The following is a 24,740-nucleotide window of genomic DNA, read 5'->3' as shown; positions in this document are numbered from 1 at the left end:
GATGTCGGGAAGCGAGCCGATAGCGCTCGGTGTGCCCGCTCTGCCGCCCCGCCCGCTCTCGGTGCGCCGCCACTCGCGGCGCATCGAGGTCGGGTCGGTCGCGGTGGGCGGTGACGCGCCCGTGTCCGTCCAGTCGATGACGACGACGGTGACGTCCGACATCAACGGGACGCTCCAGCAGATCGCGGAGCTGACGGCCGCCGGCTGCCAGATCGTGCGGGTGGCCTGCCCCTCGCAGGACGACGCGGACGCGTTGCCGGCGATCGCGAGGCAGTCCCAGATCCCGGTGATCGCGGACATCCACTTCCAGCCGAAGTACGTCTTCGCGGCGCTCGACGCGGGGTGTGCGGCGGTGCGGGTCAATCCGGGGAACATCCGGCAGTTCGACGACAAGGTCAAGGAGATCGCGAAGGCGGCGGCCTCGGTCGGCACCCCGATCCGGATCGGCGTCAACGCGGGCTCGCTGGACCGCCGGCTCATGGAGAAGTACGGCAGGGCCACCCCCGAGGCGCTGGTCGAGTCCGCGCTGTGGGAGTGCTCGCTGTTCGAGGAGCACGGCTTCCGGGACATCAAGATCTCGGTCAAGCACAACGACCCGGTCGTGATGGTCAACGCCTACCGGCTGCTGGCGAGCAAGTGCGACTACCCGCTGCACCTCGGTGTCACCGAGGCCGGCCCCGCGTTCCAGGGCACCATCAAGTCCGCGGTGGCGTTCGGGGCGCTGCTGTCGGAGGGCATCGGTGACACGATCCGGGTCTCGCTCTCCGCGCCGCCGGTCGAAGAGGTCAAGGTCGGCATCCAGATCCTGGAGTCGCTGAACCTGCGGCAGCGCCGCCTGGAGATCGTCTCCTGCCCGTCCTGCGGCCGCGCCCAGGTCGACGTGTACAAGCTCGCCGACCAGGTCTCGGCCGGTCTGCAGGGCATGGAGGTACCGCTGCGCGTCGCCGTCATGGGGTGCGTGGTCAATGGTCCGGGGGAGGCCCGGGAAGCGGACCTGGGTGTCGCGTCCGGCAACGGCAAGGGCCAGATCTTCGTCAAGGGCGAGGTCATCAAGACCGTGCCGGAGTCGAAGATCGTGGAGACCCTGATCGAAGAGGCGATGAAGATCGCCGAGCAGATGGAATCAGACGGCGCGCTCGCAGGGGCACCCGAAGTCACCGTCGGCTGACCGCAGCAATCCCGGTAGGGGGGAACGAGGTCCATCGTGTCGATACTGGAGAACATCCGAGGCCCGCGCGACCTGAAGGCACTGCCCGAAACCCGTCTCGACGAACTCGCCGCCGATATCCGCCACTTCCTCGTGCAGGCGGTGGCGAGAACCGGCGGGCACCTCGGACCCAACCTGGGCGTGGTCGAGCTGACCATCGCCCTGCACCGAGTCTTCGACTCGCCCGCCGACCGCGTCCTGTGGGACACCGGCCACCAGTCCTACGTCCACAAGCTGCTCACCGGGCGGCAGGACTTCTCGAAGCTGCGCGGCAAGGGCGGCCTGTCCGGCTACCCGTCGCGCGCCGAGTCCGAGCACGACGTCATCGAGAACAGCCACGCCTCGACGGTGCTCGGCTGGGCCGACGGCCTCGCCAAGGCCAACCAGGTGCTGGGACGACCCGACCATGTGGTCGCGGTCATCGGGGACGGCGCGCTGACCGGCGGAATGGCCTGGGAGGCGCTGAACAACATCGCCGCCGCCAAGGACCGCCCGCTGATCATCGTCGTCAACGACAACGAGCGCTCCTACGGGCCGACGATCGGGGGCCTGGCCAACCATCTGGCGACGCTGCGCACCACCGACGGTTACGAGCGCTTCCTGGCCTGGGGCAAGAACCGGCTGCAGCGGACCCCGGTCGTGGGCAAGCCGCTGTACGAGTCCCTGCACGGCGCGAAGAAGGGGTTCAAGGACGCCTTCGCCCCGCAGGGCATGTTCGAGGACCTGGGCCTGAAGTACGTCGGGCCCATCGACGGGCACGACATCGCCGCCGTCGAGTCCGCGCTGCGCCGCGCCGCGCGCTTCCACGGGCCGGTGCTCGTGCACTGCCTGACCCAGAAGGGCCGCGGCTTCCCGGCGGCGGAACGGGACGAGGCCGACCGCTTCCACACGGTCGGCGCCATGGACCCGCTCACCTGCGAACCGCTCGCGCCGTCCAACGGCCCCTCGTGGACCTCGGTCTTCGGCAACGAGATGGTGAAGATCGGCGCGGAGCGCCCGGGAGTCGTCGCCATCACCGCGGCCATGCTGCAACCGGTCGGGCTCGGCGCGTTCGCCGCCGCCTTCCCGGACCGGATCTACGACGTCGGCATCGCCGAGCAGCACGCCGCCACCTCGGCGGCCGGGCTGGCGACCGCCGGGCTGCACCCGGTGGTCGCGGTGTACGCGACGTTCCTGAACCGGGCGTTCGACCAGGTGCTGATGGACGTGGCGCTGCACAAGTGCGGGGTCACCTTCGTGCTGGACCGGGCGGGCGTCACCGGCGTGGACGGCGCCTCGCACAACGGCATGTGGGACATGTCGATCCTCCAGGTCGTGCCCGGCCTGCGGATCGCCGCGCCGCGCGACGCCGACCAGCTGCGCGCCCAGTTGCGCGAGGCGGTGGACGTCGACGACGCGCCCACCGTCGTCCGGTTCCCGAAGGAGACGGTCGGCGAGGCGGTGCCGTCCCTGGAGCGGATCGGCGGGCTGGACGTCCTGCGCCGCGATCCGCGCCCCGACGTGCTGCTGGTGTCGGTCGGCGCGCTCGCCGGCACCTGCCTGGCCGTCGCGGACCTGCTGGACGAACGCGGCCTCGGCGTCACCGTCGTCGACCCGCGCTGGGTCAAACCGGTCGACGCCGCGCTGCCGCCGCTCGCCGCCCGCTTCGGCATGGTGGCGGTCGTCGAGGACAACAGCCGCACCGGCGGCGTGGGTTCGGCCGTCGCGCAGGCGCTGCGGGACGCGGATGTCGATGTGCCGGTGCGTGACTTCGGTATCCCGCCGGACTTCCTGGCCCATGGCAAGCGCGCCGAAGTGCTCGCCGACATCGGACTCACCCCGGCCGAGATCGCCGGCCGGATCAGCGCCACGCTCGCCCGCCGCAACGGGGCCGGCGACGTGGGCGACGCAAGCAAGGAGCTGGCACCCGATGACACCGTCTGAGTCGCAGCCCGTCGAAGCGCCACCGGTGGCCCCACCCGTGGCCAAGGGCTTCGACCTCGCGACGCTCCTCGCCGAACGCGGCGGCGAGCGCTACGACCTGCACACCAAGCACCTCAACCACCAACTGCCGCGCATGCTGCACACCATCGGCTTCGACAAGGTCTACGAGCGGGCCGAGGGCGCGCACTTCTGGGACGCCGACGGCCAGGACTACCTCGACATGCTCGCCGGCTTCGGGGTGATGGGCCTGGGCCGGCACCACCCCGTCGTCCGCAAGGCGCTGCACGACGTCCTGGACGCGGGGCTCGCCGACCTGACCCGCTTCGACTGCCAGCCGCTGCCGGGCCTGCTCGCCGAGAAGCTGCTCACCTACAGCCCGCACCTGGACCGGGTGTTCTTCGGCAACAGCGGCACCGAGGCCGTCGAGACCGCCCTGAAGTTCGCCCGCTACGCCACCGGCAAGCCGAGGATCCTGTACTGCTCGCACGCCTTCCACGGGCTGACGACGGGGGCGCTCTCCGTCAACGGCGAGGACGGCTTCCGCGACGGCTTCGCCCCGCTGCTGCCCGACACCGCCATCGCGCTCGGCGATCTCGACGCGCTGGAGAGGGAGTTGAAGCGCGGCGACGTGGCGGGGCTGATCGTGGAGCCCATCCAGGGCAAGGGCGTCCACGAGGCCCCGCCCGGCTACCTGCGCGCCGCGCAGGAACTGCTGCACAAGCACAAGGCGCTGCTGATCGCCGACGAGGTGCAGACCGGCCTCGGCCGTACCGGCGACTTCTACGCCTACCAGCACGAGGCCGGGGTCGAACCCGACCTGCTGTGCGTCTCCAAGGCGCTGTCGGGCGGGTACGTGCCGGTCAGCGCCACCCTCGGCAAGGAGTGGATCTTCAAGAAGGTCTACTCGTCGATGGACCGGGTCCTCGTGCACTCCGCCAGCTTCGGCTCCAACGCCCAGGCGATGGCGGCGGGGCTGGCGACGCTGTCCGTCATGGACGACGAGGGCGTCGTCGCCAACGCCCGCCACACCGGCGACCTGTTGCGCACCCGGCTGGCCGCCCTCGTCGACCGCTACGAGCTGCTGCGCGAGGTGCGCGGCCGCGGATTGATGATCGGCATCGAGTTCGGCAAGCCGACCTCCCTGGGGCTGCGCAGCCGCTGGGCGATGCTCCAGGCCGCCCGCAAGGGCCTGTTCGCGCAGATGGTGGTGGTGCCGCTGCTGCAGCGGCACCGGATCCTGACGCAGGTCTCGGGCGATCACCTCGAAGTCATTAAGCTGATCCCTCCGCTGATCATCGACGAGTCGGACGTGGACCGGTTCGTGGAGGCGTTCACCGCCGTGATGGACGACGCGCACGGCGGCGGCGGGCTGATGTGGGACTTCGGGCGGACGCTGGTCAAGCAGGCGGTCGCCAACCGGTAGGACGGGGACGGCCAGTGGTGGACACGGCGACGGTGCGGGCGGTCAACGCGCTGACGGCCCGATGGGCGGCTGCGGCGGTCACGCCGGGGAAGGGCACCGCGCTCAGCGCGGTCGGCGTCTGGCCGCTGCTGGCCTTCCTCGCCGGCGCGGCGGACGGACCCGCCCGCGACGAGCTGGAGCAGGCGCTGGGCGTGCCCGCCGACGACGCGATCGAGCACGGCCGCGCGCTGCTGGAGGTGCTGGGCGCGGCCGACGGCATCGACGCGGCACTGGGCGTCTGGACGAAGCGGGAGGTGCCGCTGCGCGGCGACTGGCTGGACCGCCTGCCGCCCGCCGTCGCCGGGCGGTTGACCGGCGACGACGCCGTGGACCGCAAGGAACTCGACGCCTGGGCCACACGCAACACCGGGGGGCTCGTCAAGGAGATGCCCGTCGTCCTGGACCCGTCGACGCTGATGGTGCTCGCGAGCGCGCTGTGCGTGCGGACCACGTGGCAGGAGCCGTTCATCCCCCGAACCCTGGAGCCGCGGCGCGGCCCCTGGACGGGGCGGAAGGTCGCGGGCCTGTCGCGTTCCGGCTCCGATCTGAACCTGTTGGGCGTCGCGCGGACGTCCGCGGGAGCGCTCACCGTCCTGGACGTCCGGGGCTCGAACGGCATCGACGTCCGGCTGCTGCTCGGCGAGGAGACGGCTGGGGCGGGCGACGTGCTCCGGGCGGGCACCGAGGTGCTGGCCGGGGCGTACGAGGTGGTGCGCGGCGGGCGGCTTGCCGAGGGACTTCCGGGGCCGGGCGTCGCGATCCAGAAGATCACCAGTTTCAGCTCCGCGCCGCAGCTGTACACGGTGACCGCGGCCTTCACCGTCACCGACGACCACGATCTGCTGCGGCACCAGGAGGTGTTCGGCCTCGACACCGCGACCGACACGAGCCGGGGTCACTTCCCGGGGGTGAGCGACGTGCCGCTGGCGGTGGGCGGCGCCCGGCAGTCGATCACGGCGTCCTTCAGCGCGGAGGGCTTCGTGGCTGCCGCCGTGACCGCCTTCGCCGCCGTCGCCGGCGGGGTGCCGCAGAAAAAGGCGAAGTTCGTGGCCGTGACGTTCGACCGCCCCTTCGGCTTCCTCGCCGTGCACCGCGCCTCCGGGGTGGTGCTGACCGCGGGCTGGGTCACCGATCCGCACGACGCGGTCATCGACGAGCGGTGGGGCGGGGGCGGCTGGTGACCCGGCGGACGCGGGTCAGCCGTCCGTGAGGAGCAGCTCGCGCAGGCGGGCGCGCCGCTCCTCCGTACAGCCCAGGCCCTCCGACAGGTAGCGGTCGACGGAGCCCCAGCGCTCGTCGATGGTGTCGAAGGCGGCGGTGAGGTATTCGAGGCGGGCCTCGAAGAGCGGGCTGAGGAGCTGCATGACCTCCGGGTCGATGGCGGAGCCGGTCGCGCCGTCGCCGCGCCGGATCTTGTAGCGGCGGTGGGCCGCGTTGCTCTCCAGGTAATCGGCCTCGATGGCGGCGCGGTCCACGCCGAGGGCCAGCAGGATGATCGCCATCGACGTGCCGGCCCGGTCCTTGCCCGCCGCGCAGTGCAGCAGGGCCGGGACGGCGGGCTCCTCCGCGAGCAGTTCGAGCATGCGGCTGTGCTGGGCGGTGCGGTCCAGGATCAGCTGCCGGTAGGCGGTGGCCATGCGTGCGGCGCCCTTGCCGTCGCCGAGGGTTTCGCGCAGTGCTGCCAGGTCGCCGTCGCGCACGGTGTGCCAGAAGTCGGCGCCGTGGGCGGGGTCGCTGAGCGGCATGTTCACGTTGCGGACGCCCGGGAGATCGACGTCGGGGCCCTCCATCTTGATGTCGTCGGAGTTGCGGAAGTCGAAGATCGTGTGCAGGTCGAGGGTGGCCAGGAAAGCGGCGTCCTGGTCGGTGGTGTGGGCGAGGTGGCCGCTGCGGAACAGCTTCCCCGGCCGGACCCGGCGACCGTCCGCGGCCGGGAGACCGCCGACGTCACGGAAGTTGCGGACACCGGTCAGAGCCGGCTCGGTGCCGGCTGTGGTGCCTGCCGTGGCGCCGGTCGTGGCGCCCGTCGTGGTGCCGTCTCCCGCCTCGGTGTCGGGGGAGGGGGTCTGCGGCAGCTGCTGGGTCACCGGCGCTCCTTCGGGTCACGGCTCAGAGCTCGGGGCTGAACCTCAGCCGACGATACGACACCGCGCCGATCGACGTACCGGGCGGTATGTGTCTGCGCCGCCATTGCCTTCGGGTCACGCCCACGGAACGATGTGCGGACGTGATCGGAAAAGGGGAGTTCTGATGATCGAGACGGGTGGGGACGGGCGGCTGTGGCTGATCTCGGGCCCCGGCAGCAGCTACGCCGTGCACCTGACCGAGCGCGACGAGCTGCTCCATCTGCACTGGGGCGCCCGGATCCGGCTCGCCGACGCCGAGGCGCTGGCCGCCGAGCCACTGCCCGGCGGGAGCTCTTTCGAGTCCGCGCTCGACGGCCATGAGGAGTACCCCGTCGAGGGCGGCCCGCGCTTCGTCCGGCCCGCGCTGTCGGTCCGTGACGCCACGGCGCGCGGCACCGAATGGTGCTTCGAGGAGGCCGAGACCGACGCCGACGAGCTGCGGCTGCACTTCCACGACTCCGTCCACCATCTCGACCTGACGCTGCACTACCGGGTCCGCGAAGGCTCCGACGTCGTCGAGCGCTGGACCACCGCCACCCACGTCGCCAACGGGCACACCGCCCCCGTCGAGCTGCTGCGCGCCGACTCCGCGGCCTGGACGCTGCCGGAACGCGACGCGTGGCGGCTGTCGCACCTGCACGGCCGCTGGGCGGCCGAGACCCGGCTGGCCAGGACCGGACTCACCGCGGGCGAGAAGGTGATCGGCAGCCGGCGCGGCCACACCGGCCACCACCACCTGCCCTGGATCGGCCTGGACGCGGGCGACGCGGGCGAGGAGCACGGCGAGGTGTGGACCGCCGCGCTGGCCTGGTCCGGCTCCTGGCGCATCGCCGTGCAGCAGCTGCCCCACGGTCGGGTGCAGGCCGTCGGCGGCGCCGGGCACGACGACGCGGGACTGCTGCTGCTGGAGCCGGGGGAGTCCTTCACCACCCCGGTCTTCGCCGGCCTCTGGACGGACGGCGGCTTCGGCGCCGCGAGCCGCGCCTGGCACGCCCACCAGCTCGCCCATGTGATCCCGAACGCCCGGCAGCCGCGTCCGGTGCTCTACAACTCCTGGGAGGCGACCGGCTTCCACGTGAACGAGGAGCAGCAGCGCGAACTCGCCCGCCGCGCCGCGGCGATGGGCGTCGAGCTGTTCGTCGTCGACGACGGCTGGTTCGGCGCGCGGACCGGCGACCGGGCGGGGCTGGGCGACTGGACCGCCAACCCCGACCGCTTCCCCAACGGACTCAAGCCCCTCGCCGACGACGTGCACGCCCTGGGCATGCAGTTCGGCATCTGGGTGGAACCGGAGATGGTCAACCCCGACAGCGACCTGTACCGCGCGCACCCGGACTGGGTGCAGCACCACACCGGACGCCGGCGCACCGAGTTCCGCAACCAGCTCGTCCTCAACCTCGCCCGCACCGACGTCCGCGAGTACCTGTGGGAACAGTTGGACGCGCTGCTGCACAGCGCCCCCGTCGACTACGTGAAGTGGGACTTCAACCGATGCTTCACCGACGCCGGTTGGCCCGCTGAGCCGTACCCGCAGCGGCTGTGGGTCGACCATGTGCGCGGGCTGTACGAACTGCTCGACCGGCTGCGGGCCGCGCACCCGGCCGTCGCCTTCGAGTCCTGCTCGGGCGGCGGCGGACGGGTGGACCTCGGGATCCTCTCCCGCACCGACCAGGTGTGGACCTCGGACAACACCGACCCGCTGGACCGGCTGCCGATCCAGCACGGCTTCAGCCAGCTGCACCCCGCCCGGGTGATGGCCGCCTGGGTCACCGACAGCCCCAACGCCATGCTCAACCACCGTGTCAGCAGCCTGCGCTTCCGCTTCGTGAGCGCCATGGCCGGGGTGCTCGGCGTCGGCGGCGACCTGACGGCGTGGAGCGCGCGGGAGCTGGCCGAGGCCGGCGGGTGGATCGAGCTGTACAAGGCGATCCGGCCCGTCGTGCAGTACGGCGACCTGTACCGGCTGCGCCCGCCGGGCGACGGCGGGCTCAGCGCCGTGCAGTACGTGCGCGGCGACGAGACGGTCGTCCTGGCGTGGCTGCACGCCCAGTCCTTCGGCGAGTCGCAGCCGCCGCTGCGGCTGCGCGGCCTGGACCCGGCGGCCGAGTACCGGGATCCCGCCACCGGCACCGTGCACCGGGGCGCCGTACTGGCCACCCGCGGCCTGCGAACCGGGCTGGTGGGAGACCTGGACGCGGCCGTATTCCGGCTCCGCCGGATATGATCTCGTGTTCTATATCACGCCATGTCAACCCCCGGTTACGGTGGCGTAGGCCACTTCGCGAGGTGAAGTATGGGCTGACGTGGCTGACGATTCGAAATCAAACAACAGTGGCGCGATCGGGTCGTACACCGCGGTGGGGGACAGCTTCACCGAGGGCGTCGGCGACCCGGGTCCGGACGGTGCTTTCCTCGGCTGGGCCGACCGCCTGGCCGTACAACTCGCCGACCGGCGCCCCGAGAACGACTTCCGCTATGCCAACCTCGCCGTGCGCGGCCGGCTGCTCGACCAGATCGTGGCCGAGCAGGTACCGCGCGCCAGGGAGCTCGCACCGGACCTGGTGACCTTCTGCGCGGGCGGCAACGACATCCTCCGGCCGGGCAGCGACCCGGACGACGTGGCCGAGCGGCTGGAGGCGGCGGTCGCCGACCTCACCTCCGCGGTCGGCACGGTGCTGATCTGCACCGGCTTCGACACCCGTGACGTCCCGGTGCTGCGCCACCTGCGCGGCAAGATCGCGACGTACACGGCACACGTCCGGTCGATCGCGGACCGGAACGACTGCCCGGTGCTCGACCTGTGGTCGCTGCGCTCGGTGCAGGACCGGCGGGCGTGGAGCGGCGACCGGCTGCACCTGTCCCCGGAGGGGCACACCCTGGTCGCGCTGCGCGCCGCGCAGGTGCTCGGACTGCCCGTGTGCGCCGACCCCGAGCAGGTCTGGGAGCCGGCGCCGGTGCGGGCCCCGGGCGAGGTGCGGCGCGACAACATCCACTGGGCGCGCGAGCACCTGGTGCCGTGGATCGGCCGCCGGCTGCGCGGCGAGTCCTCGGGCGACCACGTCGAGCCCAAGCGCCCGGATCTGCTGCCGCTGTAGGCGGCGGTCGGCGGGCGGTGGTCGTCCGCCCGTGGCGCGGGGGGGCGGCGGACGGTCAGAGGCGGCGGCCGGTGGGGGCGCAGAGCAGCTCGGCCCAGACCACGCGCCCCTCGCCGTCCTCGGCCGGGCCCACGCCCCAGGACTGCGACAGGACGCTGACGAGCAGCAGTCCGCGCCCGCACTCCTCGTCCACGTCGGCGGTGCGGGTGCGGGGCTCGCCCGGCCCGTGCCCCTGGTCGGTGACCTCCACGCGCAATACCCGGCCCAGGGCCAGCAGCGAGCAGGTGATCTTCTCGCTGTCGGTGTGGCGGACGGCGTTGGTGAACAGCTCCGTCACCACCAGCCCGGCGTCGTCGGTGGCTTCGAGATCCACACCCCAGTCGCGCAGCCGTGCGCGGACGCGTCCGCGCGCATCCGCCACGGAGGCGTTCTGCGCGGGAAGCCGGAAGACGTCATGGCGGCCGGGATGGGTCAGGCCGTCATGCCGCGCTACCCGGAGAGCGTCTTGGGAAGCAGCCACTCCGCAACTATGGGGGTCATCCCGAACACATGGCAAGGTCCGATCTGTAAATTACACAATCGCCTGTACGGTCTGTTCGGCCCACTGACGGCATGGCACACTGCGTACCACCGTAGGCAGTTGGAGGAGGAGACTCGTGGCGGAAGCACGGCCGGGAGGTGCCCCGACCGTACTGCGGGTAGTGCTCGGCAAACGGCTCCAGGACCTGCGGGAGAAGGCGGGCCTCTCCTACGAGCAGGCCGGCCTGGCTCTCGATGTCACTCACGCCACGATCCGCAGGATGGAGAAGGCCGAGGTCGGCCTGAAACCGCCCTACGTCGAGAAGCTTCTCCTGACCTACGGGGTCACCTCTCCCAGCGAGGTCAACGGCTTCCTCGCGCTCGCGCGCGAGGCGAACCGGCCCGGCTGGTGGCACCGCTTCCGTGACGTCCTGCCGGAGTGGTTCAGCGCGTTCGTGAGCCTGGAGGGCGAGGCCAGCATCATCCGCGCCTACGAGCCGCACTACGTGCCCGGCCTCCTGCAGACCGAGGAGTACGCGCGCGCGGTGCTGTGGGCCGGACTGCCGCACGCCTCCGTCGAGGAGATCGACCGCCTGGTGGCCCTGCGGCTGGAGCGTCAGGCGCTGCTCACGCGGGACAAGGCGCCCCTGCTGTGGGTCGTGATGGACGAAACGGTGCTGCGCCGCCCCATCGGCGGGGTGGACGTCATGCGCGCCCAGATCGCGCACCTGGCCGAGGTCACGGCGATGCCCAACGTCCGGCTCCAGATCATGCCGTTCACGGCAGGCCCGCACCCCGCGATGTACGGGCCCTTCCACATCTTCCGCTTCGAGATCCAGGAACTACCGGACATCGCCTACACGGAGAGCCTGATCGGCGGCGCGTACTTCGACGAACGCGACGACGTGTCGGCCTTCCTGGAGGCGCTGGACCGGATGTGCGCGCAGGCCGCGCCGGCACAGAGCACCAAGGCCATCCTCGGTGGCATTCGCAAGGAGATCTGACCCATGGGTCGCATATACAACGGCATGCCCGCGAAGGACCTCGGTCGCGAGGGCTGGAGCAAGCCGTGGAGCGGCGGCAACGGCGGCAGTTGCGTCGAGGCCAAGAAGCTGAACGACGGCCGGGTGGCACTGCGCCAGTCCACCGACCCCGACGGCCCGGCGCTGATCTACACCAATCTTGAGATCACCACGTTCATCCAGGGCGCGAAGGCCGGCCAAGCGGACTTCCTGCTGTGACGGTCGTGCGCTGCCCGACAGACGTGACCGCTGTGCGCACCGCCGCTGCCGCGGCCGAGCGAAGAGAACCGAACCGGAGGACGGCGTGACCGACCAGGGATTCCCCGCGGAGCAGATAGACACGGGCCGGCCCCACCCCGCCCGGATGTACGACTTCTACCTCGGAGGCTGGGACAACTACGAGGTCGACCGGGAGGCCGCGCAGCGCGTCATCGACGTCGTCCCCGACATCATTCCCAGCGCGCGCGCCAACCGGGACTTCCTCCGGCGGGCCGTCGGCTTCCTGGTGGACAACGGCATCCGCCAGATCATCGACATCGGCACCGGCATCCCCACCTCGCCCAACACCCACGAGGTCGCGCAGGCCGCCTCCGCCGATGTGCGCGTCGCCTACGTCGACAACGACCCCATCGTCGCGACCCACGCCGGAGCCCGGCTGACCGGCTCCGGCAACACCGGCTTCTTCCTGGCCGACGTGCGCGAGCCGCGCAACATCCTGGACCACCCGACCATCAGCGAGCTGATCGACTTCGACCAGCCGGTCGCGGTGCTCCTGGTGGCCGTACTGCACTTCATCACCGACGCGGAGGACCCGGCCGCCATCGTCGCCACCCTGCGCGACGCGCTGCCGGACGGCAGCTACCTGGTGCTGTCGCACGCCACGGCCGACTTCCACGGCGGCAGCTTCCCCGAGGTCAGCAAGATCTACAACAAGGCCACCGCGACGATGAACGTACGTCCGCACAAGGAGATCGAGCCGTTCTTCGACGGCTTCACGCTCCTGGAACCGGGCCTGGTGCAGGTGCCCCTGTGGCGCCCGGACACCGCGCTCCCGGAGCCGGCGGAGCTCAGCCGGATCGGCTTCTACGGCGGGGTCGGCCGCAAGGGCTGAACGGGGACGAGGGTCAGGGCGCTCGGGGCGGCTGCCGGAATCCGTTCCAGCACGCCGCCCGCGAAGGTGTCGTACAGCGGCAGCGACTCCAGGTGGACGTAGCCGATGTGGCACTCGCAGGCGGCGAGCGGGCACGCCCGCGGCCGCAGCGCCCCCCGGTACGAGCCGTCGTAGAGATTGCCCAGCTCGGCGGGGACGAAGTGGCAGCGGCGGACGATGCCTTCGCCGTCGACCGAGATCACCGACTCTCCGGTGCGGCAGGGCAGTCCCGCGCTGCGGTGCGGGTGGCGGCTGTAGGGGAAGAGCGGGTCGACGGCCGTCCAGACGTCCGCTTCGGCGTCGGTGTACGTGTGGCCCTCGGCCGCGTTGATCCACAGGTAGACGTGGGCGGGGAGGTCGGCGCGCAGCCGCCGGGCCTCCGCGAGGTGGCCGGGGAGGCCGACGACACCCACGCTGAACCGGATCGAACGGTCCGCCAGGTCACGGCACTTGGCGAGGAAGCGTTCGTACGGGGTCTGACCGGGGTGGTAGGTGCACCAGAGGGCGAGCGTGCCGGGGTCGGCCCCTTCGAGCCAGTCGGTGCGGCAGCTGAGGTTGGTCTGGATCGCCACCCGCCGGATGTGCGGCAGCTGACTCAGCTCCGCGAGGGTGCGCCGGTACCAGGAGCGCACCAGGCCCTCACCCCAGGGCGTGAAGAGCAGCGACAGCCGGTCGCCGGTCTGCTCCGCGGCCCAGCCGGCGAACCGCTCCAGGGCGGCGCGGTCGGCCCGCAACTGCTCGCGGCTGTCACGCCGCTTGGCGAACGGGCAGTAGGGGCAGTCGTAGTCGCAGCTCGCGAGCGGGCCGCGGTAGAGGATCGACAGGTCCATCGGGGACTGCGCGGTGTTCCGGTGGTCCGGGGGCGTGCTCATTTCGCGTCGTATTCGGCCATGAGGGCGCGGACGGGGTCCGAGAACAGGGCGGGGCCGACCGCGTCGGAGTGCGCCAGGCCTTCCGCGGACAGCCGCAGCCGCTCGGGGCCGGCCGCCCCGTCGAGCCACCCCGCGTCGGCGAACCGGCGCAGGACGACGGGGAAGTCCTGCTCGGGTCCGGCGCCGAAGCGGGCCCGGTACTCCGCCACCGGCATGCCCTCGGCCTGGAGCAGCGACTGCAGCAGATGGCGGCGGCGGGGCTCGTCCCCGTCCATCCACCGGCCGAAGTCGGCGAACGCGAACTCCCGGGCGGAGCGGGCGGTGTAGTCGTCGATGATCGACCGGATCTCGCTCATGCCCACCGCGTAGTCGAACGAGTAGTGCAGCGCGGAGGTATACGAGCGGGCGCCGCAGCCGAGGCCGATCATGCCGTCGGTCTGGCACACGTAGTCCTCCCCGCCGGTGGCGGGGGCGCCCGGGCGCCGGAACATCCGCATCGACACCTGCTCGTAGCCCTGGGCCAGGAGGTGGTCCCGGCCGAAGCGGTAGAGGCGCAGCCGCTGCTCGTCCCACGCCGCGTCGGTGTCCGTTCGGTCGGCGTCGGCCGGGTCCGCGTGTGCGCCGAGGCGGCCGAGGCCGGTCAGGGGGCGGACGTAGAGCGGGTAGAGGTACAGCTCCTCCGGCTGCCAGGCCAGGGCCGCGTCCAGCGACCGCTGCCAACTGCGCTCGCTCTGGCCGTCGATGCCGTAGATCAGGTCGATGTTGAGGACGGGGATGCGGGCGTCGCGGATCCGGGACAGCGCCGCCTCGACGTCCGCGCGCCGCTGCGGGCGGACCGCCGCGCGCGCCTCGGTGTCGTCGAAGCTCTGCACGCCCAGGCTGAGGCGGGTGGTGCCGCGGTCGGCGAGGACCTTCAGCCGGTCGGCGGTCGCCGTGGCGGGCGACGCCTCGACCGACAGCGGGATCGCCCGCAGGTCCGCGCCCATGCGCAGCTCGGCGATGTCGCAGAGCCGCTCCAGCTCGGCGGCGGTCAGGAATGTCGGCGTCCCGCCGCCGAAGGCCGCTGCCGCGAAGCGCGGTTCGCCGCCGGACGCGTCGAGCGCTTCGCGGACCGCGCCCGCCTGGCGCTCCAGAGCGTCGAGATAGGCGGTGGTCAGCCCTTCTGGGGCGCCGATGCGGGTGAAGAGGTTGCAGAAGCCGCACCGCACCTCGCAGAACGGTATGTGGGCGTAGAGGGAGAGCGCGCCCACCGGTTCCCCCGCCCACAGGTCACGCAGCGGCGGGCGGGGCTCCAGCGCCCGGTACGCGGTCTTGTGCGGATAGGCGTAGACGTAGCTCTCGTAGGGGCGCGAGCCGGCTGCGGCCGCGGACCCGATGGTCATTGTGCTCAGGGTGGGCGTGCTCATCGCTGTGCCTCGGCCTCAAGGAAGAAGTGGGCGTAGGGGACCGTCCAGACGGCCTCATGGCCGAGCCGGTGGCCGGTGAAGCCGTCGTCGCCGTACGTGGTGCCGTGGTCGGAGCAGACGATCGCGAAGCAGGGCCGGCGGCTGCTCGCCGCCGCGAACAGCCGGCCGATGTGCCGGTCCACGTACTCCAGCGCGGCGGCGTGCGTCTCACGGGAGTCGCCCGCCTCGCGGGTGGCGCCGGGCAGATGGAACCAGTTGGGCTGGTGCAGGGCCGAGACATTCACGAACAGGAAGAGCCGCTGCTCGTCGGGGAGCCCGGCGACGACCTGTTCGGCCCGGTCGATCTGCGCCTCGAAGGAGGTGGGGGAGGGCACGCCGAACTCCGGCTCCCAGTGGCTCTCCTGGAACATCCCGGGCAGCACGGAACCCAGCGGCGCCTGCTGGTTGAAGAAGCCGACGCCGCCGATGCAGACCGTCCGGTACCCGTCCGCCGCGAGCCCGGACACCAGGTCCGGGGTGTCGAACACGTAGGTGCCGTCCGCCGTCGTCTCGCTGCCGGCGAAGCGGGCCGCGAAGAGCCGCGGGTGTGGTCCCGGGGTGGCCGGAGTCGGCAGGAAACCGGCGAAGATCGCCTGGTGGGAGGCGTAGGTGAAGCTGCCCGGCGCATGCCGCCGCTCCCAGGCCCCGCCGGGCAGGTGGGCGGCGAGGTGCGGTATCCGGCCCACGGCCGCCAGTTCCTGGGCCACGTCGTAGCGCAGCGTGTCCAGGGTGACGAGCAGCAGGTCGTGGCTGCCCACGATCTCGTTCATCCCGAGCGTCTCGAGCGTCTCAAGCGGCTGCGGCGGCACGGTGGCGCTCCCTGCGTAGTACGGCGGCGACCTGGGCGGCGTAGGTGTCCTGCTCCTCGGCCCCGCTGCCCGGCAGTCCGGTCAGGCGCGGCAGCAGGTCGCCGAAGGCGTTGACCTCGCCGACCGCGACGCGCCGCCAGCCGGTGCCGGGCAGCACGTCGACCCCGACGCAGAGCGTCCGGGGGAAGCAGGCCGCGGCCTGCTCGGCGATCCCCGTCACCGCGTCCCAGCCCAGTCCGGCCGCTTCGGTGGCGGCGCGCGCCGCGGCGAGGTCCCCACGGGCGCCGCCGAGGTGGAGGTTGGTCATCGGGGAGCGGCTGGTGCGCACCACCGCGTGGGTCGCCCTGCCGTCCACGACGACGACCCGCAGGTCGGCGGCCCGGCCGGCCTGTGCGGCCTTGGGCAGCCAGCGCTCCACGTGCAGCCCGTCGCCGGCCAGCGCGTCCACCAGGGCGGCGACCTCGCGCTCGACCTCGTAGCGCCGGACGCGCAGCGAATTGAACAGCCGGCCGTCGGCGGTCGTCTCCACCGACGTCGTCGCCCGCAGCCGGCCGGGCCTGCCGAACTCCAGGGCGATCACGCCCGACGCGGAGGAGCCGTGTGCGGGCTTGATGAAGGCGCGCGGCATGCGCGCCGCGCGCAACCGCTCCTTGAGGTCGTCCCAGCCGCGCACGGGCGCGGTGAGCGCGGGCGGTACGGGAACGCCGGCTGCCAGCAGCCGGGCGTGGCAGCGCCGTTTGTCGAACAGCACGGCGATGTCCCGCGGATCGCCGAGCAGCGTCGCGCCGGCGTCCGCCGCGGCCCGTGCCACCTCCAGGACCGCGTCGGTGAACCGCCGGTACCATAGGGCGCTGCCCTCGACGCGGGTCGGATCGCCGCCGCCGCGCAGCGCCCGGTCGACCTCCGGGTCCTCACCGGGGGAGTCCACGCGCACGAGCTCGCCGGGGGCGAACCCGTACGTCCCGCGGAGCGCGTCGCGCCAGGCCACGATGCGGGGCGCGGGCAGTCCGGCGGCGAGGACGGCGTCGGTGAACATCGTCACCCGGCGGTTGCCGGGATTGCCGACGACGGCGAAGCGGACGGCGGCGCTACTCGGAGACGGCGACATAGCGCCACTCCTCGTCCTCGTCCACATCGGGACTCTCCTGATCGGAGACGTCCACGAGCACCCCGGCGGCGCCCAGTTCCTCGCTGATCCGCGCCATGAACGCGTCACTGAGGTAGTGGTGGCTCAGGTCGAGACGGGTCAGGTGGGTGAGCGGCTGGCCGCCGAGCAGGGCGGCGGCGCCCACGTCGCTGAGTATGCCCATGGAGAGGTCGAGGGACGTGAGCTGGGCGACGACCGGGGCGGTGGCCACGGCCGCGGCGATCTCGTCCTGCAGTTCGCTGTTCTGCAGACCGAGGTGGCGCAGGGCGGGGAAGCGGCCGCCGGCCAGGATCGGGGCGAGGTCGGCGACCGTGGAGTCCCCGCCGTACCCTTCCACCCCCAGCCACAGCTCCAGGTGTTCCAGGGCGGGGAGTTCACTCGTGGCCACGGCGCGCACGACGCCGCCCGGCAGGCCACCGGACTCGAACCGCAGCACGCGCAGCGCCGTGTGCCGCACCGGCGCCAGGACCAGGGCGTCCTCCCGGGTGTTGCCGCCGCGCACCCCCAGTTCCTCCAGGAGCGGGAAGGCCTTCAGCACGGGGGTGACGTCGGCCATCATCAGCCAGGAGATCTCGCAGGACTCGCCTTCGACGTCGGCGAGGAACAGCGCGCGCAGGCCGGGCAGCCGGGCCGCGTCGGCGGTGATCAGCTCCACCACCGGGCCCAGGCTCGAGTAGTCGCTCTCCCACCAGGCGCCGATCACCAGGGCGGTGACGTGCTCGGTGTCGACCGTGTCCAGGAACGTGCGCCACAGCTCGGGGAACGTGACCTCACTGCCGTAGCCGAGGTCCAGCCCCCAGGCGACGCTGTCCGCGGCCGGCAGGGCAGAAGGCGCACCGGCCTTGGCGTTCTGCCGGCTCAGGGTGTGGACCGGCAGACCGGCGAAGGTGTCCCTCATTCCGCCACCGCCGTGAAGCGGTGCACGACACCGTCGTTGTTCCAACTGCGGCCCGGTTCCGACAGGTCGACCTCGACGCCGGCGGGCACCAGGGTGTCCTGCAGGCGCTGGGCGATCGGGTCGCTGACGAAGTGGTGGTGCAGGTCCAGCCACTGCAGATGGGTGAGCGGCTGGCCCTCCAGCAGCGCGGTGGCACCCTCGTCGGTGAGGACGCCCAGGGACAGGTCCAGGGAGGTGAGCCGGGCCACGACGGGGGCGGCGGCGATCGCGGCGGCGATCTCGTCCTGGATCTCGCTGTTGCGCAGGCCCAGGTGGCGCAGGGCGGGGAAGCGGCCGCCGGCGAGTATCGGGGCGAGGTCGGCGACGGTGGCGGTGCCGCTGTACTCCTCGACGCCGAGCCACAGTTCCAGGTATTCCAGCGCGGGCAGCTCACTCGCCGCGACGCCGCGGACGACCTCGGCGGGCAGCCCGCCGGCCTCGAACGTCAGGGTGCGCAGGTGCTCGTGCCGCACCGCGGGGAACTGCAGGCCGGTGCCGCCGCGGGCGCCGAATTCCCGCAGCTCCGGATAGGCGGCCAGGACGGGGGTGACGTCGGACTGCTCGATCCAGGAGATCTCGGCCTGCTCCTGTTCCAGGTCGCCGATGAACACGGCCTCCAGCGCGGTCAGCCGGTCCTTGGCGTCGACGAGGTCCTCGACGATGCCCGTCGAGTCGTCCTCGTAGGCCTCGCCCCACTGGCCGATGATGATCGCCCGCACCCGGGAGGGGTCGACCGTGTCCAGGAACCGGTCCCAGACATCCCCGAACTCCTCGTCGGAGTCGTCGTCGTAGGGGTCCGCGGTGAGCCGCCAGGCGACGGCGTCCGGTGCGGGCAGCTCGTCCTTGCTGTCCGGCCCGGGGAAGTCGAAGGCGGGCAGGCCGTGCAACTCCTGCAGATGCTCTACGGCTGACATGACGCGGTCTCCTGACACGGGCGGGCTGGTCGGGCGGCTGATCTGAGAAGAGTTCTACCAAGCCGCTCTGACATCGCGGTCGGCGGGCGTTGTCAGACCGGCGGCGTAGCTTCTGGACATCGGCGACCGCAGGGTGCGGACGGCGGAGGGGAGCGTGCTGTGTACCGGCAGGGGGACGTGTTGATCATGCCGTTGGGGGCGGGGGAACCGCCGCGCGGAGTCGAGGCGTTGGCGCGCCAGCCGCGGGACGGACGGGGGCGGCTGGTGCTCGCGCTCGGTGAGGTGACCGGTCACGCGCACGCGGTGGTCGGGCCCGGCACGCTGGTCCGTGAGCCGGGCCCGTTCGGCGACGCGTTCCTGCACCTCCCGGACGGCGGGCGGGTGGTGCACGAGGAGCACGCCGCGATACCGCTGCCCAAGGGCTGGTTCCGGGTGGTGCGTCAGCGCGAGTACGCGCCGGGCGCCGTGCGTGTCGTGGCGGACTGACGGTGGGCGGAACGGCGCCGTGCGAGCGGCGGGGGGACGGACAAGTGACCGGGGACGAGGGGCGGGGACGGACGAGATGACGACGGCATTGGAGACGGCGGCGCGGTGGCGGGCGGTCGCGGCGGAGACCGGGGCGGCGGACCGCGCCGCGGCGGAGGCGGGGATACAGCTCGCGTACTGGCAGGCCGGGCTGCCGGCGCCGGAGCGCATCGTGTGGACCGGTTCGCCGCTGGAGGCCGCCGCGACCGCGATGCGGCTGGCGGCGGCGGACGGCACGGGGCGCTGCGTCCGGGACGCGGTGCGGACGCGGCCGTGGGCCGCGGAGCGGCAGCGCCGCCACGCCGCGCTCGGCCCCGCGGGCTGGGCCGAGCGGTGGGCGCTGACCGGGGGACAGCTGTGGGACTCGACGGCTTCGCTCGCCGACCGGATCCGCGCGGGTGTGGTGGAGGCGCTCGCCGAGGAGCCCGAGGACGCGGCGGCCGTCCGCCTGGTGCTGCTGGACGCGGTGCTCGGGCAGCAGGACGCGGCCTGGCTGGCGGCTTTCGACGAGGAGGCCGGGACGCTGGAGGGCGTCTCGGCGGTGGCCCGCTCCGCCGGCTGGTGGTGGCCTTACGAGCGGGTGGTGGTGATAGCGGAGCGGCCGGTGGAGCTGCACCGGGACGAGGCGGGCCGGCTGGACCGGGGTGACGGGCCGGCCCTCGCCTTCCCCGACGGCTTCGCCCTGTATGCCTGGCGTGGGATGCCGGTGCCCGCCGCGTTCCTCGCCGGCCTCGCGGGCCTCACCCCGGCCCGGATACGAAGCGAGGAGAACGCCGAGCTGCGCCGGGTGATGCTGGAGTACTACGGGTACGACCGCTACCTGGCGGAGTCCGGCGCCCGACCGGTGGCCCGCGACGAGACCGGGATCCTGTGGCGGATCGAGCTGGCCGACGACGAGGCGGTGGTGATGGTCGAGGTGGTCAATTCCACCCCGGAGCCGGACGGCACCCACCGGACGTACTGGCTGCGGGTCCCGCCGCGGACCAGGACGGCTCGGGAGGGCGTGGCCTGGACCTTCGGTCTGGACGCCGAGGGCTACGCGCCCGAGCGGCAGACCTGAGCCCGCAGAATCGCGGATGATTTGCCTCTCGGGCAAATTAATTGCCCGAGAGGCAAGGATGCGGTTCTCTTGAGGCATGGACACCGACACCGCGTCCGCAGAGGCGCTGGTCCTGGCCCCTCGGCTCAAGGAACAGCGTCGCCGTTCCGGCCTCACGCTGGAAGCCGCCGCCCGGCGGCTCGAACTCTCCCCCGCGCACCTGTCGCGGATGGAAACCGGGCTCCGGCAACCGTCACTTCCGGTACTGCTCGGGCTGGCCCGGCTGTACGGCACGACCGTCTCGGACCTGCTGGGGGAGACGACCGCCGAACCCGTACCGATTGTACGCGCGGACAGTATGGAGCCGGTGCCCGCCGGGGGCTGGACGTACTGGCGGGCGGGCGGCACCGGCCGGGCCATGCAGGCACTGCGCGTCCACGTACCGCCCGAGGCGCAGGACCGGCTGGTCCGGGTGCATCCCGGCGAGGAGTGGCTGTACGTCACCGGGGGCCGGCTGCGGCTCTCCCTCGGGGAGAACGTGCACGTGCTGGATCCCGGGGACGCGGCGCACTTCGACTCGCTGGTGCCGCACCGGCTCGCGGCCGCCTCCCCCGGAGGGGTCGATCTGCTCTTTCTGCACACCCTCATGCAGAGCGAGGCAGCCAACCTCTGCATCACCCCGCAGGACGCGAAGGCCACGAAAAGAGCGGAGAGCCTGACATGACCGACACCGCCGGCCCTGAGGCCACCGGTATCAACAGCGCCACCGGCCGCCCGCGCCACGAACCGCTCGCCCCGGAGCTGCGCACCAGCGAGGGCACCGAGCGACGCAAGGAGCGGGCCGTGGTCCTACGGGTCATGGTCTACGTCGTCGTCGCCCACCTGCTGGCCGCGTTCATCTGGCTGTTGTTCGTGCTGGGCGCGCAGGGCAACTGAGGGGACGGTCCCTCCCGCGTCACCAGCCGCGCTTGGCCCCCGACTCCGTGAGCGTGACCCCGCTGAACTCGGTGATGAAGCCGGCGCCGAGGGCCCGGGAGGGCGTCTGCGCCCCGTGCGGCAGGCCGGAGAGCCGCGGCATGATCCGCAGCACCGACTCGACGGTCAGCTCGTAGCTGTTCGGCAGGGTCAGTGTCGCCTGTGCGCTGCGCCCCTCCGGATCACTGGCCCGAGCCCATGCCTCGGAACGCGTTCCGGCCAAAGCCTTCTCGCCCGGCCCGCGCACCAGGGCACCGACGGCGGCGTGCGCCAGGGCCTGCACCGGTCGCAGCCGCATCACCTTGCTGAAGGCGGCAGCGCCGGGCGGCAGCGGCATATAGGTGGTGACGTTGGGGATGTCCGTCGAATGGAAGGCGGTGCTCACGTCACCCCACGGGATGGAGGTGACCATCCGCGGCCCCGACGGGAACGCCGCCCGGATCCGTCGCCAGCCCATCGGCACCGGGCTGATCGCGCCATTGATCCTGGCCCGCCCGCCGTCGAGCAGCCCCTCGAGCGCGGTCCTGGCGGTGCCGGGACTGGCGCTCCCGCCGACCAGGATCGCCAGGTCGAGACGGTTCGCGCCGGGCAGGGCTGCGGCGACGGTGGCAGCCAGGCAGTCCGTCGGCACGACATCGAAGCCGGCGCCCGGCAGCAGGACGACCTTGGCGGCGCGGGCCTGCTCGTCGAGGCCGTGGAGCTGCTCGAAGACGTCGATCTCGCCCGTGATGTCCAGGTAGTGCGTGCCGGTCTCGATGCAGGCGAGCGCCATGGGAAGGGCGGTGGCCGAGAACGGTCCCGCGCAGTGGGCGACCGCCTCGACGCCCTCCAGGCCGCGACGCAGCGCGACCGGGTCGGAGAGGCCGAAAATCCGGTGTTCGAGGCCGAGTTCCGCCGCCAGCGGCGCTACCTTGGCGATGCTGCGACCTGCCAGAACGACCCGTTCACCGCGAGCCGCCGCCCGCCGGGCGATCAGGCGTCCGGTATATCCGGTGGCGCCGTACAGCATCCAGGTCATCGAACACGTCCTTCCGGAGAGCGGTCCGGCGTCGCGCCGCCGGTATTGCAGTGTGTCGTACCCGGCCGGGCATGCGAGGCTTGGCCCGTAACCGAACGAGACCAGGAGGCCCCCATGACTGCCGAGGCATCAGACCACGAGGCGACCGAGGCGACCGAGGTGCCCGACACTGCGGACGCGTCCGCCACGGCCGAGCCGGCCGAGGACGAGGTCAAGCGCAAGTTCCGTGAAGCCCTGGAGCGCAAGCGCGGCGGCAACAAGAGCGCTGCCGCCGCCGGCGGCGGACCGGACAGCTCGAAGATCCACGGTGCCCACGGGCGAGCCGGCGGACAGCGCGAGTTCCGCCGCAAGAGCGGCGGCTGATCCGTACGACCCGTATCCCCTTGTCCCCGGCCGCCGGGCGGGCTCGTGGTCCCGAGCCCGCCCGGCGGCTGTCGGGGATGTGCCTGACAGGGCTGTCCGGACGATCCCCCTCGTTCCCCGCGATGACCAGGGGGCGCGGCGTAGGGTCGAGCGGGTGACGACGAATCCATTCTTCAGCCCGAGCCCGCTTCCGTACGAGCTGCCGCCGTTCGCCGAGATACGCGACGAGCACTACCTGCCGGCGTTCGAGCGAGGTCTCGCGGAGCAGCTCGAAGAGGTCGCGGCGGTGGCGAGCGGCCAGGAGCCGCCCACCTTCGAGAACACCATCGTGGCGCTGGAACGTTCCGGGGCCCTGCTGCGGCGCGTCAGGAACGTGTTCTTCAACCAGTCCTCGGCCGACACCAACCCGGCCGTGCAGGAACTGGAAGCACAGCTCACTCCGCGGCTCGCCGCGCACAGCGACGCGATCCACCTTGACGCCGGGCTGTTCGCGCGGGTCGCGGCGCTGTACGACGCCCGTGCGGAACTCGGTCTGGACGCCGAGTCGTTGCGGCTGCTGGAGCGGTACCACACCACCTTCCTGCGCGCCGGCGCCCAGCTCTCCGCGCAGGATCAGCAGCGGCTGCGCGAGCTGAACGCCGAGCTCGCCGGCGCCGCCACCTCGTTCCAGCAGAACGTCTTCGACGAGACCCGCGCCGCCGCCCTGGTGCTGAACGGTCCGGAGGACCTCGCCGGACTCTCGCCGGACGCCATCTCGGCCGCCGCCGAGAACGGCCGGGCCCGCGGATACGACGGCAAGTACGTCATCAGCCTGAAGAACTTCTCCAACCAGTCCGAACTCGCCTCCCTCGACAACCGCGAAGTGCGCGAGCGGCTCCTGGAGCGCTCGCTGGGCCGCGCCGCCGACAGCAACGGCGAGCTCGCCGTCCGCATGGCGAAGCTCCGCGCCGAGCGGGCCGCGCTGCTCGGGTACGACAGCCACGCCGCCTATGTCGTCGCCGACCAGACGGCGCGGACCACCGAGGCCGTCACCGGCATGCTGCGACGGCTCGTCCCGCCCGCCGTCGCCATGGCGGAGCGGGAGGCCGCCACGCTGGCCGAGGTCAGCGACACCGGGGCCATCGAGGCCTGGGACTGGGCGTACCGCTCGCAGCAGGTGCGCAAGGAGCGGTACGACTTCGACGCCGCTGTCATGCGCCCGTACTTCGAGGCGGACCGGGTCCTGCACGACGGTGTGTTCTTCGCCGCGGAGCAGGTCTACGGTCTGCGGTTCACGGAGCGCACCGACCTCGTCGGCTACCACCCCGACGTGCGGGTCTTCGAGGTGTTCGAGGAGGACGGGACGCCGCTGGGCCTGTACCTCGCCGACCTCTTCGCCCGCGGTTCCAAGCGCGGCGGGGCCTGGATGAACGCGCTGGTCGGCCAGTCGGGACTGCTCGGCACCCGCCCGGTCGTGGTGAACAACCTCAACATCGCCAAGCCCGCCCCCGGCGAGCCGGCGCTGCTGACCTTCGCCGAGGTCAACACGCTCTTCCACGAGTTCGGGCACGCCCTGCACGGGCTGTTCTCCGACGTCCGCTACCCGTTCTTCGCCGGGACCGCGGTGCCCAGGGACTTCGTCGAGTACCCGTCGCAGGTCAACGAGATGTGGGCGCTGCGGCCCGAGGTGCTCGCCAACTACGCCAAGCACCACGAGACGGGCGAGCCGATGCCCGCCGAGCTCGTCGAGCGGATGGCGGAGGCCGACACGTTCGGCCAGGGCTTCCGGACCGTCGAGTACCTCGGTGCGACCCTGCTCGACTGGGCCTGGCACACCATCGGGGCCGGCACCGAGCCGGGCGACGCCCAGGCGTTCGAGGCCGACGCGCTCAAGGCGGCGGGGATCGACGTCCCCGCGATCCCGCCGCGCTACCGCACCGCCTACTTCTCCCACGACTTCGCGAACGGCTACAGCGCGGGCTACTACTCCTACATCTGGAGCGAGGTCCTGGACGCCGACACCGTGGACTGGTTCGAGGAGAACGGCGGCATGCGCCGGGCCAACGGCGACACGTTCCGGCGGGAACTGCTCTCGAAGGGCGGCAGCGTGGACGCGCTCACCACCTACCGCAACTTCCGCGGCCGCGAACCGCGGATCGAGCCGCTGCTGGAGCGCCGGGGACTGACGCAGGGCTGACCCCGGCAGGCGGCCG

24 protein-coding genes are annotated in these 24,740 nt (G+C 72.3%); 15 read left to right on the top strand and 9 right to left on the bottom strand.

Translation table 11 applies throughout. From position 1 onward, the window contains the following. The first annotated feature begins 1 nt into the window (after window position 1). The 4 genes from ispG to O3X23_RS06800 are packed head-to-tail and all read left to right on the top strand — an operon-like array spanning window position 2 to window position 5,773. A complete protein-coding gene (gene ispG / locus O3X23_RS06815; RefSeq protein ID WP_269270243.1) occupies window positions 2-1,168 on the top strand; it encodes a flavodoxin-dependent (E)-4-hydroxy-3-methylbut-2-enyl-diphosphate synthase in 1,167 nt (388 codons plus the stop codon). 36 nt (window positions 1,169-1,204) lie between these two features. Next, window positions 1,205-3,130 (top strand): 1-deoxy-D-xylulose-5-phosphate synthase, encoded by a 1,926-nt coding sequence (gene dxs, locus O3X23_RS06810; RefSeq protein ID WP_269270241.1) that lies wholly within the window; start codon window positions 1,205-1,207, stop codon window positions 3,128-3,130. Next, on the top strand, window positions 3,117-4,553 hold the full coding sequence (locus O3X23_RS06805; protein ID WP_269270240.1) for an aspartate aminotransferase family protein: 1,437 nt from the start codon (window positions 3,117-3,119) through the stop codon (window positions 4,551-4,553). Before dxs ends, O3X23_RS06805 begins: the two co-directional genes overlap by 14 nt. A gap of 17 nt (window positions 4,554-4,570) precedes the next feature. Further along, on the top strand, window positions 4,571-5,773 hold the full coding sequence (locus O3X23_RS06800; RefSeq protein ID WP_331283882.1) for a serpin family protein: 1,203 nt from the start codon (window positions 4,571-4,573) through the stop codon (window positions 5,771-5,773). Between the two features lie 15 nt (window positions 5,774-5,788). Here O3X23_RS06800 and O3X23_RS06795 read toward each other — a convergent pair whose 3' ends face one another. Continuing rightward, window positions 5,789-6,565, bottom strand: coding sequence for a tyrosine-protein phosphatase (locus O3X23_RS06795; protein ID WP_269270379.1), 777 nt, complete (start codon window positions 6,563-6,565; stop codon window positions 5,789-5,791). A gap of 277 nt (window positions 6,566-6,842) precedes the next feature. Here O3X23_RS06795 and O3X23_RS06790 point away from each other — a divergent pair, with 277 nt between their 5' ends. Then, window positions 6,843-8,942 (top strand): alpha-galactosidase, encoded by a 2,100-nt coding sequence (locus O3X23_RS06790; RefSeq protein WP_269270237.1) that lies wholly within the window; start codon window positions 6,843-6,845, stop codon window positions 8,940-8,942. A 79-nt stretch (window positions 8,943-9,021) separates the two neighbouring features. After that, window positions 9,022-9,813, top strand: coding sequence for an SGNH/GDSL hydrolase family protein (locus O3X23_RS06785; RefSeq protein ID WP_269270236.1), 792 nt, complete (start codon window positions 9,022-9,024; stop codon window positions 9,811-9,813). Window positions 9,814-9,868: 55 nt separating this feature from the next. Here O3X23_RS06785 and O3X23_RS06780 read toward each other — a convergent pair whose 3' ends face one another. Continuing rightward, window positions 9,869-10,333 (bottom strand): ATP-binding protein, encoded by a 465-nt coding sequence (locus O3X23_RS06780; RefSeq protein ID WP_269270234.1) that lies wholly within the window; start codon window positions 10,331-10,333, stop codon window positions 9,869-9,871. 136 nt (window positions 10,334-10,469) lie between these two features. On the opposite strand from O3X23_RS06780, the gene O3X23_RS06775 reads away from it, so the two are divergent. From O3X23_RS06775 to O3X23_RS06765, 3 genes are all read left to right on the top strand, one after another. After that, window positions 10,470-11,336 (top strand): helix-turn-helix domain-containing protein, encoded by an 867-nt coding sequence (locus tag O3X23_RS06775; protein ID WP_269270232.1) that lies wholly within the window; start codon window positions 10,470-10,472, stop codon window positions 11,334-11,336. A gap of 3 nt (window positions 11,337-11,339) precedes the next feature. Continuing rightward, entirely contained in the window at window positions 11,340-11,573 is a 234-nt protein-coding gene (locus tag O3X23_RS06770; RefSeq protein WP_269270231.1) for a DUF397 domain-containing protein, read from the top strand. An 85-nt stretch (window positions 11,574-11,658) separates the two neighbouring features. After that, window positions 11,659-12,465 carry an SAM-dependent methyltransferase gene (locus O3X23_RS06765; RefSeq protein ID WP_269270229.1) on the top strand — a complete coding sequence of 269 codons (807 nt, stop codon included), beginning with the start codon at window positions 11,659-11,661 and terminating at the stop codon, window positions 12,463-12,465. Here the strand turns inward: O3X23_RS06765 and O3X23_RS06760 are convergent. Genes O3X23_RS06760 through O3X23_RS06735 form a run of 6 tightly spaced genes read right to left on the bottom strand, consistent with a single transcriptional unit; the run spans window position 12,438 to window position 18,628 of the window. Further along, window positions 12,438-13,334, bottom strand: coding sequence for an STM4011 family radical SAM protein (locus O3X23_RS06760; protein WP_269270378.1), 897 nt, complete (start codon window positions 13,332-13,334; stop codon window positions 12,438-12,440). The genes O3X23_RS06765 and O3X23_RS06760 overlap by 28 nt on opposite strands. 38 nt (window positions 13,335-13,372) lie before the next feature. Next, the gene (locus O3X23_RS06755; RefSeq protein WP_269270228.1) at window positions 13,373-14,758 is read right to left on the bottom strand and encodes an STM4012 family radical SAM protein; all 1,386 of its coding nucleotides are present in this window, start codon (window positions 14,756-14,758) and stop codon (window positions 13,373-13,375) included. Window positions 14,759-14,778: 20 nt separating this feature from the next. After that, entirely contained in the window at window positions 14,779-15,591 is an 813-nt protein-coding gene (locus tag O3X23_RS06750) for an STM4013/SEN3800 family hydrolase (protein WP_269270377.1), read from the bottom strand. Window positions 15,592-15,610: 19 nt separating this feature from the next. Continuing rightward, window positions 15,611-16,738, bottom strand: a complete 1,128-nt coding sequence (locus O3X23_RS06745; RefSeq protein ID WP_269270226.1) for an STM4014 family protein — start codon at window positions 16,736-16,738, stop codon at window positions 15,611-15,613. Then, window positions 16,719-17,675, bottom strand: a complete 957-nt coding sequence (locus tag O3X23_RS06740; RefSeq protein ID WP_269270224.1) for an STM4015 family protein — start codon at window positions 17,673-17,675, stop codon at window positions 16,719-16,721. The genes O3X23_RS06745 and O3X23_RS06740 overlap by 20 nt, the downstream gene beginning before the upstream one ends. Then, window positions 17,672-18,628, bottom strand: a complete 957-nt coding sequence (locus tag O3X23_RS06735; RefSeq protein WP_269270223.1) for an STM4015 family protein — start codon at window positions 18,626-18,628, stop codon at window positions 17,672-17,674. The genes O3X23_RS06740 and O3X23_RS06735 overlap by 4 nt, the downstream gene beginning before the upstream one ends. A gap of 159 nt (window positions 18,629-18,787) precedes the next feature. On the opposite strand from O3X23_RS06735, the gene O3X23_RS06730 reads away from it, so the two are divergent. From O3X23_RS06730 to O3X23_RS06715, 4 genes are all read left to right on the top strand, one after another. Then, window positions 18,788-19,114 (top strand): hypothetical protein, encoded by a 327-nt coding sequence (locus O3X23_RS06730; protein WP_269270221.1) that lies wholly within the window; start codon window positions 18,788-18,790, stop codon window positions 19,112-19,114. Window positions 19,115-19,190: 76 nt separating this feature from the next. After that, window positions 19,191-20,213 (top strand): DUF6745 domain-containing protein, encoded by a 1,023-nt coding sequence (locus O3X23_RS06725; protein WP_269270220.1) that lies wholly within the window; start codon window positions 19,191-19,193, stop codon window positions 20,211-20,213. 76 nt (window positions 20,214-20,289) lie between these two features. After that, window positions 20,290-20,916, top strand: coding sequence for a helix-turn-helix domain-containing protein (locus O3X23_RS06720; protein ID WP_269270218.1), 627 nt, complete (start codon window positions 20,290-20,292; stop codon window positions 20,914-20,916). Beyond that, window positions 20,913-21,128 (top strand): DUF6126 family protein, encoded by a 216-nt coding sequence (locus tag O3X23_RS06715; RefSeq protein ID WP_269270217.1) that lies wholly within the window; start codon window positions 20,913-20,915, stop codon window positions 21,126-21,128. The genes O3X23_RS06720 and O3X23_RS06715 overlap by 4 nt, the downstream gene beginning before the upstream one ends. Window positions 21,129-21,147: 19 nt before the next feature. Here the strand turns inward: O3X23_RS06715 and O3X23_RS06710 are convergent, their stop codons facing one another. Further along, entirely contained in the window at window positions 21,148-22,185 is a 1,038-nt protein-coding gene (locus O3X23_RS06710) for a saccharopine dehydrogenase family protein (protein WP_269270215.1), read from the bottom strand. Window positions 22,186-22,299: 114 nt separating this feature from the next. Here O3X23_RS06710 and O3X23_RS06705 point away from each other — a divergent pair, with 114 nt between their 5' ends. Further along, the gene (locus O3X23_RS06705; protein WP_269270214.1) at window positions 22,300-22,548 is read left to right on the top strand and encodes a DUF5302 domain-containing protein; all 249 of its coding nucleotides are present in this window, start codon (window positions 22,300-22,302) and stop codon (window positions 22,546-22,548) included. Window positions 22,549-22,702: 154 nt separating this feature from the next. After that, window positions 22,703-24,724, top strand: coding sequence for a M3 family metallopeptidase (locus O3X23_RS06700; protein ID WP_269270213.1), 2,022 nt, complete (start codon window positions 22,703-22,705; stop codon window positions 24,722-24,724). The last annotated feature ends 16 nt before the right edge of the window (window positions 24,725-24,740 follow it).

The sequence above is a fragment of the Streptomyces sp. H39-S7 genome (assembly GCF_027158205.1).
GTDB lineage: Bacteria > Actinomycetota > Actinomycetes > Streptomycetales > Streptomycetaceae > Actinacidiphila.
Note: the sequence above shows the minus strand (reverse complement) of the source record. Positions and strands in the feature narration are given on the sequence as shown.

Bases quoted from the DNA above. Each gene is read 5' to 3' on its own strand.
- O3X23_RS06725 (WP_269270220.1), top strand. From the start codon at position 19,191: ATGACGACGGCATTGGAGACGGCGGCGCGGTGGCGGGCGGTCGCGGCG.
- O3X23_RS06710 (WP_269270215.1), bottom strand. From the start codon at position 22,185: ATGACCTGGATGCTGTACGGCGCCACCGGATATACCGGACGCCTGATC.
- O3X23_RS06735 (WP_269270223.1), bottom strand. From the start codon at position 18,628: ATGTCAGCCGTAGAGCATCTGCAGGAGTTGCACGGCCTGCCCGCCTTC.
- O3X23_RS06720 (WP_269270218.1), top strand. From the start codon at position 20,290: ATGGACACCGACACCGCGTCCGCAGAGGCGCTGGTCCTGGCCCCTCGG.
- ispG (WP_269270243.1), top strand. From the start codon at position 2: ATGTCGGGAAGCGAGCCGATAGCGCTCGGTGTGCCCGCTCTGCCGCCC.
- O3X23_RS06705 (WP_269270214.1), top strand. From the start codon at position 22,300: ATGACTGCCGAGGCATCAGACCACGAGGCGACCGAGGCGACCGAGGTG.
- O3X23_RS06805 (WP_269270240.1), top strand. From the start codon at position 3,117: ATGACACCGTCTGAGTCGCAGCCCGTCGAAGCGCCACCGGTGGCCCCA.
- O3X23_RS06790 (WP_269270237.1), top strand. From the start codon at position 6,843: ATGATCGAGACGGGTGGGGACGGGCGGCTGTGGCTGATCTCGGGCCCC.
- O3X23_RS06750 (WP_269270377.1), bottom strand. From the start codon at position 15,591: ATGAACGAGATCGTGGGCAGCCACGACCTGCTGCTCGTCACCCTGGAC.
- O3X23_RS06715 (WP_269270217.1), top strand. From the start codon at position 20,913: ATGACCGACACCGCCGGCCCTGAGGCCACCGGTATCAACAGCGCCACC.
- O3X23_RS06745 (WP_269270226.1), bottom strand. From the start codon at position 16,738: ATGTCGCCGTCTCCGAGTAGCGCCGCCGTCCGCTTCGCCGTCGTCGGC.
- O3X23_RS06755 (WP_269270228.1), bottom strand. From the start codon at position 14,758: ATGACCATCGGGTCCGCGGCCGCAGCCGGCTCGCGCCCCTACGAGAGC.
- O3X23_RS06740 (WP_269270224.1), bottom strand. From the start codon at position 17,675: ATGAGGGACACCTTCGCCGGTCTGCCGGTCCACACCCTGAGCCGGCAG.
- O3X23_RS06770 (WP_269270231.1), top strand. From the start codon at position 11,340: ATGGGTCGCATATACAACGGCATGCCCGCGAAGGACCTCGGTCGCGAG.
- O3X23_RS06760 (WP_269270378.1), bottom strand. From the start codon at position 13,334: ATGGACCTGTCGATCCTCTACCGCGGCCCGCTCGCGAGCTGCGACTAC.